Below are 13,883 nucleotides of genomic sequence, written 5' to 3'. Positions count from 1 at the left end.
AATCTGAACGTTTAAGCCTTCCTTGTGTCAGAAGCAAGGAAGGCTTTTTTCTTTGCCATCTCCTGAGCGGGATGTAAAAAGTCTGAAAATCCAAGAGGCTATCTAAAATCCGAAATGCAACAGAACAATTCTCTAAACCCAAGCGAGGCTTCACTTCATGCGGTAGATTACTGGCAAATTGTTAAGAACCGGTACGGCATTATTCTTCTAACATTTATCCTAGTGGTAGTTACCGCCGCGGTGATCACTTATGTGATGCCAAAGAAGTATGAAAGTGTTGCTCAAATTGAAATCAAGCCGCTAGGGATTAAGACAGATACTGTCCTGGGTCAGGATACTTCTGGCAGACTCATGACCAGGCAGTTCTTTGCTACTCAATTCCAGTTGATCGAGTCTGAAGAAAACCTCAAAAGAGCGGCTATCCGCTGCCAGTTACCAGAGCGCTGGAATTTGCCCATGCAAGAGGTGGTCAGCATCATGACCAAATCCCTGAATACGAATCAGGAGCGCGGTACTGATCTTGTTGAAATTGCATTTGTGCACAGTAACCGCGAGGACGTTAAAATGATCACTCAAGCGATCGCCGACTCCTACCGCGAAATGAGAATTGAGGATGAGGAAAAGCGTCGTACTGAAGCTAGCTACGAACTGGAGAAGAAAATCCAGGCTCAAGAGGATTTGGTAGCCGACCACCGTAACCGCCTTGCCACCATGTCTCAAAAAACGGGGATTCCTTATGCTGGTGACAAGAACTCCATTGGAGCGGGGTCCAACCCGGCTGAGCTTAACTTCCGTGAGAATGAGCGTCTCTACCAAGAGGCTCTGCGTGACAGGGATAGTTTGAAATCTATTGTACAGCGCTTGGGTGATCTAGACAATGAGGCGTTAATTTCCGCTATGGCCGGTCTTAACCTTCCTGAGATCAAAGTAGTACAAAATCTCAATGAGATGTATCTGGATGCGAGCCGTGAAAGAGGCTCTCTCATTGCTGCAGGCCTTGGGGCTAACCATCCAAGAGTCAAAATGAGCCGCACACGAGTCGAAGCACTCAGGAAGCAACTTGATGAGAAGGTTACCGAAGTACGTGACGTTCTAAAGGATAAGCTGGATCTGGAGAACCAGCGCGTACAGCGACTTTCTAAATCCAAGGATTCAGCTAAAGGTGAGCGTCTGGCGACAGCTTACGATTATACTTTGTTCAATGCATTGGTTCAGGAGTATGAGCAAGCTCGCGCAGTTCTTTCTCAGATCAAAATCAACCTGACCAACGAGTTGCTGAAAGACAATTTGATGGTCGATCCGATCAGATTCTCGAAAGTGCCGAGCGAACCAGCCGCGGATGAATATGTATCTCCCAACTGGACGCTAAATATGGCTCTCGGAGCTGTAGCAGGACTTGTCTTTGGCGTTGGTATTGCCTTTGCCCTGGAGCTCATGGATACCTCTGTGAAAACTCTTGAGGACGTTGAGCGCTTTCTTCAGGTGCCAGTGCTTGCCGTGATTCCACGTGACGTGGGCGTGCTCCACAAGCAGAGCGGAGCGAGCCCAGATGCTGAGGCATACCGGATTCTCAGAACCAACATCGAATTCAACCGTAAGAATCCGGATGATAACTCCATTACCGTAGTTTCAGGTGGAGCTGGTGAAGGTAAGTCAACAACCTTGGTAAACTTGGCATACATCTGTGCACAGGGCGGATACTCCACCTTGATGATTGATGCCGACTTGAGACGTCCTAAGCTCCATACCTTCTTCGATATCAACAATACTGTGGGTCTTACGAATTATCTGACCACTGATTTGATGCTTGAAGATGTGATTCTTCAGACACCGATTGATAATCTCTTCTTCATGCCTTCGGGTATTCTGCCGGCAGATGCTGCTGGAATTCTCAACTCTCGCAGAATGTCTGATCTAGTTCAGGATGTTAAGCAGCGCTTTGACCTGGTGCTTATTGACTCACCTCCGATTCTTGGTGTGAGTGACGCATCAGTACTGGCCAGTGAGGTTGATCTCACCATGATCGTGGTTCAGCATCGTAAACTTCCTCGCAAGATGCTTGTACGTGTGAAGCAAGCTGTGGAAAACGTGGGTGGTACAGTGCTTGGAGTGGTGCTCAACAATGTGGATGTGAAGAGCGATAGTCAGTATCAATACTACACAAGCTACTACACCTATTATGCTCCTTCAGAGGCACCTCAGGAGGTGAGAGCGGCAGCTCAGCCACAGGGTGCCCAGAGTAACAGTGCAGATCTTTACTAATCCCTGAACTGAACTATATTTTAAGCGATAACCTTCCCTCTTACTATGAATAAACTAATCAGATCCTTTCTATTGTCCCTCCTAGGACTTCTTAACCTGAGTGTTTACGCCGCTCCGATTACGTCAGGCGAGAAAGTGACTATCAGTATCTATGGAGTTCCTGCGGATGAGAAGCAGCAGATCAATGGTGACTACATCGTCAGTGATTCCGGGATGCTCTATCTGCCGATGCTTGAAAACGGCATTAAGGCATCAGGTAGTAGCAGTTCAACAGTTGCCCGCCGTATTGAGGCTGCCTACAAGAGTGCTCAAATCTACACGAGCCCTCGTATCACGATCATCACTGTGCGTGACGTAGCAGAATCCAACACAATAGCTCAGAAATTTGTTACTGTTGCGGGGAACGTGAAACGCCCAGGACCGGTACAGTACACAGAAGGTATGACTATCTATGAGGCTGTGGCTGCGGCAGGTGATGCGGACCCATTCGGGGCAATGAACCGAGTTGAACTGCTGCGTAATGGCAAAAAGTATGTATACAACCTGAAGACCACAGCACACAGGACCTTGAAGGTGTATCACGGAGATACGATCACCGTACCCCAGAAAAATTTCATCGGCCAATAAACTGGCTAGCAGATTTTTAATACGATAAGCCGGGCCTTCCGAGGTTCGGCTTTTTTCATGATTGAGTGATTGGCTTCTAGTTGTATTCTAAGGAATTAAGATGAATCTGTTTGGAACCATAAGAGTATTTGCTCTGACTGCTGCTTTCGGCACTGCCGCACCTGGGGATATGTTTAAGGATCTGAGTTCAGATGACTTTAAGGTGCGCGAGGAAGCTCAAAACAAGGTCGAGCAATGGGCTAGGGAGTTAAGCACGGAGGCAATTGCTCCATTGTTTGAGCAGTATAAGCAACTGAAGAGCCCGGAAGCTAGATCCCGAATTGAGTCCATACTGAAAGAGCAAGTGATTCTAAAGCGCTTTGGGGCTGGCCCTGGATTCGTGGGTATTCGGATGCAAGATGGCAACATTCAAGTGAATGGCCAAGTAGTACCAGCAGTGGGGGTGATTGAAGTAGTCAAGGACTCTGCAGCCGAACGTGCAGGTCTTAAGATTGGAGATCATGTCGTGGGGATCGATAAAGTCCAATTCGGAGATGATAATCTAGGCCGAGTGGCGCCATCTCTTGTGTTTTCGAATTATGTTCGTACCAAAGCAGCCAATGATGTGGTGGATTTGAAGCTGCTACGTAATGGTGAGATACTGGACGTCAAAGTGACTCTTATGGCGATGCCGGAGAAAGTGAGGCAACAGCAGATGGATATGAATCTGCAGGATTCAGGTGCTACAGAGACTGAGAAAGAGCGTTATTTCCAACGCTGGTTACTTCAGGAGCTTCGTAAGGCTGAAGCTAAGAAGTAGAGATGCTGATCATGTGAAATAGATCACTCTGTATCGCAATATAGAGCAGAAGGCTCATTCCCAGTAGCATCAGTAGAAAACTCTTTGCTCCCATCTTTAGATGGGTGAGAGTGTACAGAAGATCTCCAAAGACAGGTAATGATATGCCTGCAATCAGCCATAAAAGATCAGTGCGGCCTTCTGCTAGTTTAAGTTTGAAATAGCCAAAGCAGAATAAAGTAATGCCGAATACCGCAGTCCCGAATTGCCATAAATCAGGTTTATACCAAATATAGGCCCCACAAACCAATGTGCCAAAGAAGATAATCAGTAGTTCAATGCTGACTATACTGGCGCATGAAGATAAGATGCCCGAAGATGGCTGATCACTCGTCTCAGGTTTGGACTTGTTTTTGAAAAGCCTGCTGAAAAGAGAAGCCGTGTCAGGTTTATTAGCCTCTTTTACTTTGTCTAAGTACGGTTTTAGTTCCTCACAATCCTGTACCTTGCACCAGTCATCATAGGCCGGGTGCCACACAGAATCCTCTTCACGTAGTTGACCATTTTCAATGAGGCCACCAAGGCTCTCTATAGGAATTGGACCACGACGCTGTCCTTTAATGGTGAAATACCAAATCGAGTTAGGTGCAATGCGTATGACTTGCTCAGCGAGTGCTTTGGGCTCTTTAGGAGCAGAGGGGAGAGGCTTTTTCACCTCATTGAACTCTACTTTTTGATGTTTTTCAGCAAGCTGAGCAGCATGCGGAGGGAGGACAAATTCAGAATCTTTTTCATTACCAGTCTTTGCCTTTTTTGATTCTTCTGGGGCTAGAGACGATGTGGTAATGGGACGAACGTCTAAAGATGCTCGTTTAGACTTGGAGGAAGCTTCCAGTTTGAAGGCCTCGGTCGGGCATTCGACGTTTAATTTGATGAGGGCATTCAGAGCGTCTTTACAGCTCTGGAAGCGATCCTCGGGATTTTTTGATATGTGTTTCTCTACCCAATCACAGAGTTCATGAGGAAGGTCTTTCCGTATCGTAGTGATTGGTTTGTAGTTCCCCAGCATGTGGGAGGCCATTACTTGTACCGTGGTGTCACCGTCAAACGGATGGGCACCAGTGAGCATATAATAGAACAAACAACCTAGGGAATAGACATCAGTCTGCACAGAGACTTCACCTTTATCCAGTTGCTCAGGAGCCATGAAGTAGATGGAACCAATAATCTTTGTGGTTTGTCCGGTAATGTTGGATGCAGAGGGGGACATACCAAAATCCACGATTTTGACCTCATAGTTGTCGCCTTGAGTCGCACATAGCATGAGATTACTAGGCTTTAAGTCGCAGTGTAATACGCTATGCTTATGAGCTACGGATAAGGCGCTGAGAATTTGCGTAGCAATGAAACTGAAATCGCGAGCGAGAAGAAGGTGGCGTTTAATCAACTGCTCTACAGTGATTCCTTTTACCAACTCCATGATGATCTCAGCATGCTCATCAGTAGACTGAATATCGAAAATGGTTACGATATTTGGGTGCCGTAGAGCTGCCAGAATCTTGGCTTCCTCAAGAAGCGTGGACATCAACTCCGACCGGTTTGATCCCTCAGTAGCTTTGAGACGCTTAATAGCGATCTCTCGATTCAATTGGGTGTCTTTGGCTCTGTAGACAGTGCCGAACCCTCCTGAACCGAGTTGCTCAATGATTTGGTGTCTGGTGCTCATGTATTTCTGAGCCAGATGGGGTGGTGGTATATGCTATTCACTCTCTTGGGGGGAGAAGTGGGCTCAACCCTGCAGGAGGCGAAAAACTATTACTATTTTCCTTATTTTGCTCCGTACGTAAAGGTCTAAAACTCTCACTGTGTGTATCTACAATAAATCGCAGTGATTGAATTTCACGATTAGCCTCCAGTAGTTGGGTACTCAGGAATTCGTATTTCTTGGAAAGTTTAGCAAAGTCGGATTCCAATTTGGCTACTTTGACTGCATCTTCAGGATTTGATTGGTAGATGGTTTTCTCCACGGTGGTGGGAACTGCGGGAGTACCTTGAAATGCTGGAAGAGTATTGGAATCCTGGTCAGTTGCTTTGTCGAGATTGTCTGCCTCCTGGGCGCTCTGAGTATTCAATACGTGCAAGGCCGTGCCGATCTGGGATTTATGGTTGAGACCAGCCCCAACTACAACTCCGATGATTAGGGCGCAAAGAAGGGTCAATACTTTCATCGTCCGCTAGAAATTAGTTTTGTGCTTCAGGCTTAGGTAATGTGAGCAAGAGTTCTCTCAAATCTTTGATGGATGTATCCAATGCCGCAGAGGTGTCCGCCAGGAGTTTGGAGGACTGCTTGAGAGAGGATTCAATGTTGTATTTTTGCTGGTATCCGCGTTCAGGCTGGTAACCCGGCTCTAGTACTTGAACTACTGTAGCAGAGTTTTCTGGAGCCAAGACGTAAGGAGTGATTTTAAGTTTAAGCGTTTTACCTGATTTTAGAGAGACGCTATGGGCATAGCTGTGAGATGGGTCAGCTGGGATGTACTGCCAACCAAGTGGAGCTCGCTGCATCGGTTTGGGCGACCACGGAGAAAGTAGTTTGAAAGAGGAATCGTCGCCGTCCAATTGGATCTGTTTTGGTATCTCTGTGCGTACAACTACCCCAGGTTCCTCCTGCTCATCAGTGGTGCTCTCAGCATCATCATCTGAGTTTGACTCGGACTCGTCCCCATTGGAGGAATCCTGGCTGTCTTCATCAGAAGTAACGACCTCGTCCGAAGTGGTGTCTTCGTTCTCATCCTGAGCAAGGAGGTGCTGAGCTCCGAAAATAGCAATGAGATAAATGATAGATAAAGATTTCATTATTCGTCGATGGAAATGGTTGCAGAGCTGTTTTCCTTGAGTGTGTCAGCTGATGGATTGTTATTCTGGGGAAGCGACGGACTGTCTGCGCGTAGGGCTTCGACTGGCTGTGTGGACATCAGAAGACTATTCCATGCTTTGCTGATGTTTTCTCCGTCTTGCTGAAGTTTATTGATCCGGTCCTGATAGATCTCCATGGCCTTGAGAATACGCCTAGCTTCCTCTGCTTGCCCAGGGCCGAGGCGCATACCGCGCGTCATGTAAATTACTGGCACTTCAATGATGAGGCGCTCGGAGTTACCATTTCTCTGGGCAGTGATAATGTGCTGCACGCGGTCATTGGTCTCCTCCCATGAAGCTTTTCCTGCTGTTGAAGGGGTGTTGGCTAATGGGATGTTAGCGGAGCGGGTTGGGTTGACTGGGGACAAATGGGAACCCTGAGCTGAATTCGCTAATCCTGGTAAAGTTTGGTCAGATGGAGGTATGAAGTCAGTAGGATTGCTCAATCTTTCAGTCTGTACAGAGCCAGAATCTTGAGGCGACTGATCAACGTCGTTAAGTTCAAACGTTGAATCATCATCTTTGGGGGGCTTAGACAAGCTAAGCTCATCTTTCTCTGGCGCAGCAGAAATCGTCGTTGGCTTGGTGATGTATAGCCAGCAAAAAAAGGCTGCTGCTGATGTGGTTGTCAGTAGTAGGAATTTGTAAGTCAGGGAAGTGACAAATGATGGTGATGATGATTGCTCGGACATGTGAGACAAGTTGTGTAAATCTATTTAGATTCTATTCTCTTGGCGTATAGGATAGTTACCGCATCAGAGAGGGGAGGGATTAGGGTGATCGTTAGGCTTACAGGAGACACGCTCAATTGTTTAAAAATAGCGCCCTGCACATTTTTGGCCTGTAGCCCTGGTAGCACTCGAGTCGTGCCGTCTTGATTAAGATTGCTGATGCCGTCTGAACGGTAAATTTCATATTTGTGAAACGCGTCAGGCACATCGCTATTGTAGACACGAATGGTCTGGCCGTTACTGAAAACCTTGTAGGTGACTTTAGGGGCGAGCTGTTGGATGCTCTTGCCGTCATGAACACGAGTCTTGCTGCTTACCAGGTAGATGCCAACTAAGTCATAATCTGAGGGCAAGTCGTTGGGGCGAACCAATTCACTGGCTCCCGCTATCGTGGATAGCATGATCAGCAGTGAGAAGACTTTGCTCAGCAAATGACCAGTAGCATCTAGAGGTGAATGAAATCCACGCCAATTGATCATTTTATTTACCCGCGTCCCAGAGGTTGTCGGTTGTGGAACCAGAAGGATCATACACTGTACCACCGTCCATGAACACAGGAGGGCTCTTGGTGATGTCGATCGTCAGAGTTTGATCGTCCAAGCCCTTCACTACAGGAAAGTCAGCGGCGCCATCAGGTAGATAAGGAACAACTTTTTCTTTTGTGAGATCTGTTACGAGCACTGTAGGGTGCTCAGACAAATAGAGGCGTTGTGCAGCATAGACTTCTTTGAGGTCCTCGCTGGCCGCGACTCCTTTTTGCCAATCTCTAAAATAGCCGACACCAAGGAAGGCGCTGGAGACGAGCAGCAACAAGATAAGAATAACAATGGTAAGTTCAATGAGGGTAACCCCCTTACATTTGAAGTGACGGAATTGAGTTGGAGTTTTCATAATTAATCAGAAGAGTTCATGAGGTTGTCGAAGTCTTCGAGCAGTTTTTCATAAAATTCCGTTTGGGAGAGTTCGTGGAAGGCTACAATGCCAATACATATCATGATCAGGGTGAATGTCCACCAAAACACTCTGAACGTGAAGCTTTTACGTTTATTGTTGATGAGCCAGTTGTACCAGTGCTTACCTTCAACAATATTGGTTTTGAAAGTGAGGCCTTCCTTACGATAATCTTCAATAATCGTATCTGCCTTTTTCTTACTTTTCACCCAAATTTTATACTTAAATGGGGTACTCGGGGAATACGGAATCTCACTAACCTTCATGCCCCACCCCTTTTTTTGAGGGGGCTGGATGACTAAGATATTGTACTCATACACAAAGGTTTCGATGAGCCATCGGTCTAATTTCGTCTGCATCATGGCTTTAGGTGATTAGCGTTGATCCATCATTTCTGGTCCCATGAGGAAGATTGGCATGAATACGCCGAGGAATACCAAGGCGATCATGGAGGTCGCTACAAGCATGACTACCAGGTTCAAGACGTTGGTGAAGTCCTCCATCAGCTGTTCACAATCACTTTCGTACATTTCAGTGAGCATGGCCAGCTGGCTGCCCATAGAAGCAGATTTCTCACCAATAGAGAGCATGTGAACTACCTGATCATCTACCGAGGTGTATTTTGTGAAAGCAATCGATAGTGGAACGCCTGCTTTTTCATATTTTTCAGCTGCCATCAGGAGCTCATCATGTAGAGGGGTGCCTTTCACACTAGTCGCAGAGGTGGTGATGGCTTTAGCCAAATTAATCCCGTTGGCATGGAGGAGCTTAATTACGCCTAGGAAGGTGACTTGGCGAAGCCCCATAATGAGTTTGCGTAGAGTACGCCATTTAGACATTACCAAGGTGATGATGATTTGTCTGATTTTATTGGATAAGACAGGTATGGCGATAATGATAGCTAGTGCAATAACACCAACAATCCACCAGCTAATGACAAAATCACTGAGCGTGAAGAAAAAGCGCACCGGGCCCTTAGGTTCGTAGTCTCCCACGATAACCATCTCTTTGATCTTAGGGATGATTTTGACTTGAGAGTAGACGAAGGCGGCAATCAAAATGGGGAAGATCAGAGCGGGAATAAGTACAATCTTACGGATTTTCTTTTTCAGCGCGAGGGTTGATTTAGCTCTTTCTGATAGATCTTGAAAGGCTGCATCCAGACGGCCTGAGTCCATACCAGCTTTGATCAGGCCAAGAGTCATATCGTCGAAACGCTTGCTGCGTTTGAAGGCTTCATAGACGGAAATACCAGCATTGATATCATCGCGAATACCCATCAACGCCGCTGCCATGATTTTATTGGGAAGGCCCTCCGCATAATATTTCAGGGCATCCGCGGTATTGATCTGTGCTTTGATCATGGAGGCAATACCACGATAAAACTGGATCGACTCTTTAGTGCTGAAAGTCTTTGCCTTACTGGATCCGAATAGCTGAATCTCTTTGTTCATGCCAGTCTTTGGTTTTTCACCTGGCCTTGGAGATGAGCTTTGGCTGTGGTTTGCAGTATTGGATTGGATATTATTCATCGGAGTAGGTCATATCGATTACTTTACTTACGGCATCGATGTCGGTTTTTCCTTGTTCCAGGAGACGTAAGCCGCTCTTACGCAAGTTGGGGAGTACTCCTTCATTGGCAATTTGAACCTCCAGCTCGTAGGGAGAAATTTCTCCTTTTGAGAGTTGGTCCGAAACTTTTGGGGTAATGGGAATGATTTCTAGGATGGCAGTTCGGCCGGAATAGCCCGAATTACGACATTCTTGGCAGCCCTCTGGTGCAGCTTCGTAAAGCTTTCTTTTAGCCCAAGATTCATCCAGGTTGAAAGTTCGTAGGTCCAGATCGGTCAAACCGTCAATTTCTACTTTGCAATAGGGGCAGAGTACTTTGATGAGACGCTGCGCACATGCTGCCTTCAATGTTTGTGCGATCTTCCACCGTTCGATTCCGAGCTGTTCGAAACGTTCAATAATTTGAGATGCTCGAGGAGTGTGTACGGTGGTAAGAACTTTGTGACCAGTAACCGCAGCCTCGATGGCGAGCTCAGCAGATTCGGTGTCACGTACCTCACCCATGAGAATAATATCCGGGTCAGAACGCATGAAGGAGCTGATCATTGGTTTGAATTCTGACGGGCTTTTCAAATCACAGTGAGTAATTCCTGGGACTTCATCCTCCACCGGGTTTTCCAGTGTGAGAATATTCACCTCGGGGCGATTGAGCTCACGCAGCATGGCGTTGAGTGTCGTGGATTTACCCGAACCTGTAGGCCCTGACATCACAATAATGCCAGCTGGTACTTTCATGACCTTGCGAATGGCGAACAGGGTTTCCTCATCAAAAGCAAGCGAGCCTTTACCTAGGGTCACGTTCAAGTGGCCTTTGTCCAGAAGACGCATCGTCACGTGATAACCCCGGTAAGTACGGTGGCGCTCGTAACGAATATCAATCGGGCGGTGGAAATAGCTAATGGTAAAACGTCCAGAGATACCACAGGCGGTGCTGCGGATTTCCGTAGGTAGTTTCATCAAGTTCAAAAGATAGGCGTCAATACGGTCCTTGAGCTTCATGGGAAGCTCGCGTTTTGGACCTAAGTCACCGTCGACTCGGAAGGTGTAGTAGAATACTTCCTTCTCCACCTTAAAATGGATATCTGAGGCTCTCTGCTTGACGGCGTCGGCCATGATCGTCGCGGTGAGCTGGGCCATGGGCTCCTCGTATTCTGTGGAGGTAACATCAAAGTCTTTGATCTCGACCTCGAAATCCTCTACGTCAATGGCCTCCAGTTCTGACTTGCTGGGGCCACCGGAAGTCGTCGCGTTCTCAATTGTGCGACTGATTTCATTGGAGAGGGTGACCAGTTTGGCTATTTGAAAGTCAGGAAAGCGTAGGGCCAAGTAATCATCGGGCTGCGGATTCCACGGATTAGAGACTGCTACGATGAGTGTATTATTGTGGATACAGAGAGGTGTGAAGCCTCCCCTAGTGAGAGTGGAGGGATCACACTTCTCGAGTAACTTTCCATTACAGAACTCGGCGACTTTTGGGAAAAAAGGGAGGCCGTTGATTTTGGCCAAGGCCGCCATGAAGGTTGTCTTGGTGACACGGTTTTGCACCTCTTTGTGGTCGAGGTTGGCAAAGTTTTCATCGTGCTCAGTCAGTTCAACCATAATTTGCTGACTGATGAGCTCATTAAAATGCATTCCGTCGAAATCGATCATCTGGTAAAGTGTCTTTCACAAAGGGCTACCCAAGAATCATAATTCAGTCTGACGCAACTTATGAAAGGACGGATGCCTTGGGTTTCAGAAATATATGCGTGCATGGCCTGGCCGAATACAGTGGCTGTCACGGGGTTGACAGAGCCAAGGCCGAGGACATCAGCGTCCTCATTGTATAAGATGGGGCATTTGAAAGACTTTGCCATCTGGTATGCCGCTTCATGCTTTTCGTAAAATGATGTAGGGGTCATCATTGTGGAGGCAAAAGGTGCGGGCAACATATTGGCTGAGAAAGCTTGGGCAATCATGGAGCTGGTGTGCTCCATGATTGCTTCAAGCTGGCTGCTGTCCGGCTCTTGGAGCCGAAGAAGCACTTCTAGTGGTTCGCAGGGCAAACCTTGAGACCACGCATGGATCGTGTAGCCTCGTACCTGATCTAGCTCGCTCTCGTTAGACATGGATGCTTCAGACATGATTGAGCATGTCTGCTCCAGAACGTACTGGTGCCACTCGGAAAAATGTTCTGAGGTTTCAGTGTTCACGTTGTCGTCGGTTGCGAGCATGAGTTTTAGGTTGATAGAAAAAATCCAAGAGGATTATCGGCGCAGGCGGAATCTGCGGCTGTTGTCACTTTGTGAGCTGTTGTAGGTCGAAGAACTGCTGCTACCAGATCCGTGGGTATTGAGTTGTGTCTCGTGCCCAATGTTGTGGAGAGTGCGCTTCAGGTTTGGCTCATGGTAAACACCAGGGTGCTCCTTGCTGATGGACTCATGGTCGCATGGAAGCTCAAGCGTGCTGGAAACTCGGCTATGAGTCTTGTGGTGTGAGTCGTGGTTGGCCGGGTCGTACGTACTCGGAGTTACCACAAAGATGAGACTAGAAGTCTCTTTAGAGGTGGTTTTGTTCTTAAAGAAGAAATTAAGCACAGGTACATCACCAAGAAGAGGAACCTTGTTCTTGTCTGTAATCTCGGATTCTTGGAAGAAACCACCAACAATGAGGGAGTGACCGTCTGGGATACGAGCAATAGTGCTAACGGTAGATTCTCTAACCTCTGGGTAAGAGTTGCCAGATGGTGAGTCAATATAGCGAGTCACAGACGCGGTACGTGGACGCATATTGAGACGAATCGTGCCGTCCGGTAGTACTGTTGGGGTGAGGAAGATAGTGGTGCCAATCTCACGGGTGGTCTCTGGATCCGTAGAATCACTTTCATCAATTTTGTAACGAACTTCCTCAGTCTCAGAAGAACCGGCGGAGGTGTTATTTGTGGTTGTGGTGATAATCGGAATACGGTCGATGACAGAGATTGAGGCAGGCTCATTGTCCTCGGTAATCAGAACCGGGTTGTTTTGAAGTTTGGTAATGCCTCCTTCGTTAAGCGCTCTGAATATCCCTCTAAGTTGGTCTGGAGCCAAGACGATGTCCTCAGCAACTGTTGAGCCAAATGAAGGAAGTCCAAGTAAGCTATTGATACCTGGTACGATTTCTAAAACCTCTTGATCATTCGCACTTCTTCCCAAACTTTTGGACCAATCAACACCAAGAGCTTGTGCCGCACCGCTGTTGACGCGATAGATTTTTACTTCGATGACGATTTGCCCTTTGGCGCGGTCGACACGTTGAAGAAGGTTTTGTACGCGTTCGATACGGTTAGGTGTATCGATGACAATGATTGTGTTCGTCTTAGGCTCGAAGTTTACTATGCCTGTACTTGGGCTGAGAAGTGGAGAGATGAGGGCTTTGATCTGCTCGATATCTTTTGGGCGTAGGTAACGCAGCGAGTAATGCCACTCATTGGCTGGCAATTGATTCAACTGGTCAGGTGTGAGGGCGTAGGCTGTGTCGCCTTTGCGGTAGAGGGTCAGGCCAAACTGGAAGGCGAGATCATTCATCTGCTGAAGTGGATCTCCGTTTCGGAGGTAACCATTCACTTTGAAGTCATCGCCAGAGATGCGGTTATTGTGGAAGTAGGAGAGTCCTGCTTGGGTAGCAAGGAGCTCCATAATATCATTGAGGTTGGCGTCTTGGACGCGGAGACCATCTTCCAGATTGTTGGCATTGACTACGGGTTGGCCAGCAGCTGCTTGCTCTTCACCAGGAAGGGCGACATCTTCTCCTGCAGCTGGTGCCGGAGGAGCAGGAGGTGCAGGTTGTTCATCAGCAGGTGGCGCGGGTGCCGCAGGGTCTTCTGTTGCTGGTTGTGCATCTGCGCCAGGCACAGGCGCTGCATCTTGAGCCATGGCGACGGATGTCGCGATAGCGAACGCTGTCAGGGCTGTCGGTAACCCCTTAGTATGTAGTTTTTTGGCTTTCATGATGTTAGTGTATTTATGCCACTTTAGGTAGGTTAAATGATTAGAAGCATGTATTAACTTCGAAAACAAGGATATTCG

The 13,883-nt window shown here is 47.4% G+C and carries 14 protein-coding genes; 3 read left to right on the top strand and 11 right to left on the bottom strand.

Annotation, left to right across the window (positions count from 1 at the left end; all coding sequences use genetic code 11):
- Positions 1-114: 114 nt before the first annotated feature.
- From BUB27_RS17470 to BUB27_RS17460, 3 genes are all read left to right on the top strand, one after another.
- Positions 115-2,262 (top strand): GumC family protein, encoded by a 2,148-nt coding sequence (locus tag BUB27_RS17470; protein ID WP_143185180.1) that lies wholly within the window; start codon positions 115-117, stop codon positions 2,260-2,262.
- Positions 2,263-2,307: 45 nt separating this feature from the next.
- Entirely contained in the window at positions 2,308-2,889 is a 582-nt protein-coding gene (locus BUB27_RS17465; RefSeq protein WP_143185179.1) for a polysaccharide biosynthesis/export family protein, read from the top strand.
- A 100-nt stretch (positions 2,890-2,989) separates the two neighbouring features.
- Positions 2,990-3,688, top strand: a complete 699-nt coding sequence (locus BUB27_RS17460) for a PDZ domain-containing protein (protein WP_143185178.1) — start codon at positions 2,990-2,992, stop codon at positions 3,686-3,688.
- Here the strand turns inward: BUB27_RS17460 and BUB27_RS17455 are convergent.
- The 11 genes from BUB27_RS17455 to BUB27_RS17405 form a co-directional block, all read right to left on the bottom strand.
- Complete coding sequence (locus BUB27_RS17455; protein WP_143185177.1) at positions 3,678-5,393, bottom strand: protein kinase domain-containing protein; 1,716 nt, start codon at positions 5,391-5,393, stop codon at positions 3,678-3,680. The genes BUB27_RS17460 and BUB27_RS17455 overlap by 11 nt on opposite strands.
- A 37-nt stretch (positions 5,394-5,430) precedes the next feature.
- Positions 5,431-5,895, bottom strand: coding sequence for a hypothetical protein (locus tag BUB27_RS17450; RefSeq protein WP_143185176.1), 465 nt, complete (start codon positions 5,893-5,895; stop codon positions 5,431-5,433).
- 13 nt (positions 5,896-5,908) lie between these two features.
- Positions 5,909-6,523, bottom strand: coding sequence for a hypothetical protein (locus BUB27_RS17445; protein WP_143185175.1), 615 nt, complete (start codon positions 6,521-6,523; stop codon positions 5,909-5,911).
- Entirely contained in the window at positions 6,523-7,275 is a 753-nt protein-coding gene (locus BUB27_RS17440; RefSeq protein WP_143185174.1) for a hypothetical protein, read from the bottom strand. Before BUB27_RS17440 ends, BUB27_RS17445 begins: the two co-directional genes overlap by 1 nt.
- Positions 7,276-7,295: 20 nt before the next feature.
- Positions 7,296-7,793, bottom strand: coding sequence for a hypothetical protein (locus BUB27_RS17435; protein ID WP_159435057.1), 498 nt, complete (start codon positions 7,791-7,793; stop codon positions 7,296-7,298).
- A 1-nt stretch (position 7,794) separates the two neighbouring features.
- On the bottom strand, positions 7,795-8,205 hold the full coding sequence (locus tag BUB27_RS17430; protein ID WP_143185172.1) for a prepilin-type N-terminal cleavage/methylation domain-containing protein: 411 nt from the start codon (positions 8,203-8,205) through the stop codon (positions 7,795-7,797).
- A 2-nt stretch (positions 8,206-8,207) separates the two neighbouring features.
- Complete coding sequence (locus tag BUB27_RS17425) at positions 8,208-8,627, bottom strand: hypothetical protein (RefSeq protein WP_143185171.1); 420 nt, start codon at positions 8,625-8,627, stop codon at positions 8,208-8,210.
- A 12-nt stretch (positions 8,628-8,639) separates the two neighbouring features.
- A complete protein-coding gene (locus BUB27_RS17420) occupies positions 8,640-9,719 on the bottom strand; it encodes a type II secretion system F family protein (protein ID WP_159435056.1) in 1,080 nt (359 codons plus the stop codon).
- Positions 9,720-9,789: 70 nt separating this feature from the next.
- Positions 9,790-11,487 carry a GspE/PulE family protein gene (locus BUB27_RS17415; RefSeq protein ID WP_143185169.1) on the bottom strand — a complete coding sequence of 566 codons (1,698 nt, stop codon included), beginning with the start codon at positions 11,485-11,487 and terminating at the stop codon, positions 9,790-9,792.
- Complete coding sequence (locus tag BUB27_RS17410) at positions 11,484-12,050, bottom strand: adenine nucleotide alpha hydrolase family protein (protein ID WP_143185168.1); 567 nt, start codon at positions 12,048-12,050, stop codon at positions 11,484-11,486. Before BUB27_RS17410 ends, BUB27_RS17415 begins: the two co-directional genes overlap by 4 nt.
- A 33-nt stretch (positions 12,051-12,083) precedes the next feature.
- Positions 12,084-13,805, bottom strand: coding sequence for a type II secretion system protein GspD (locus tag BUB27_RS17405; RefSeq protein WP_143185167.1), 1,722 nt, complete (start codon positions 13,803-13,805; stop codon positions 12,084-12,086).
- Positions 13,806-13,883 lie beyond the last annotated feature (78 nt).

Source organism: Rubritalea squalenifaciens DSM 18772, from assembly GCF_900141815.1.
Lineage (GTDB): Bacteria > Verrucomicrobiota > Verrucomicrobiia > Verrucomicrobiales > Akkermansiaceae > Rubritalea > Rubritalea squalenifaciens.
Note: the sequence above shows the minus strand (reverse complement) of the source record. Positions and strands in the feature narration are given on the sequence as shown.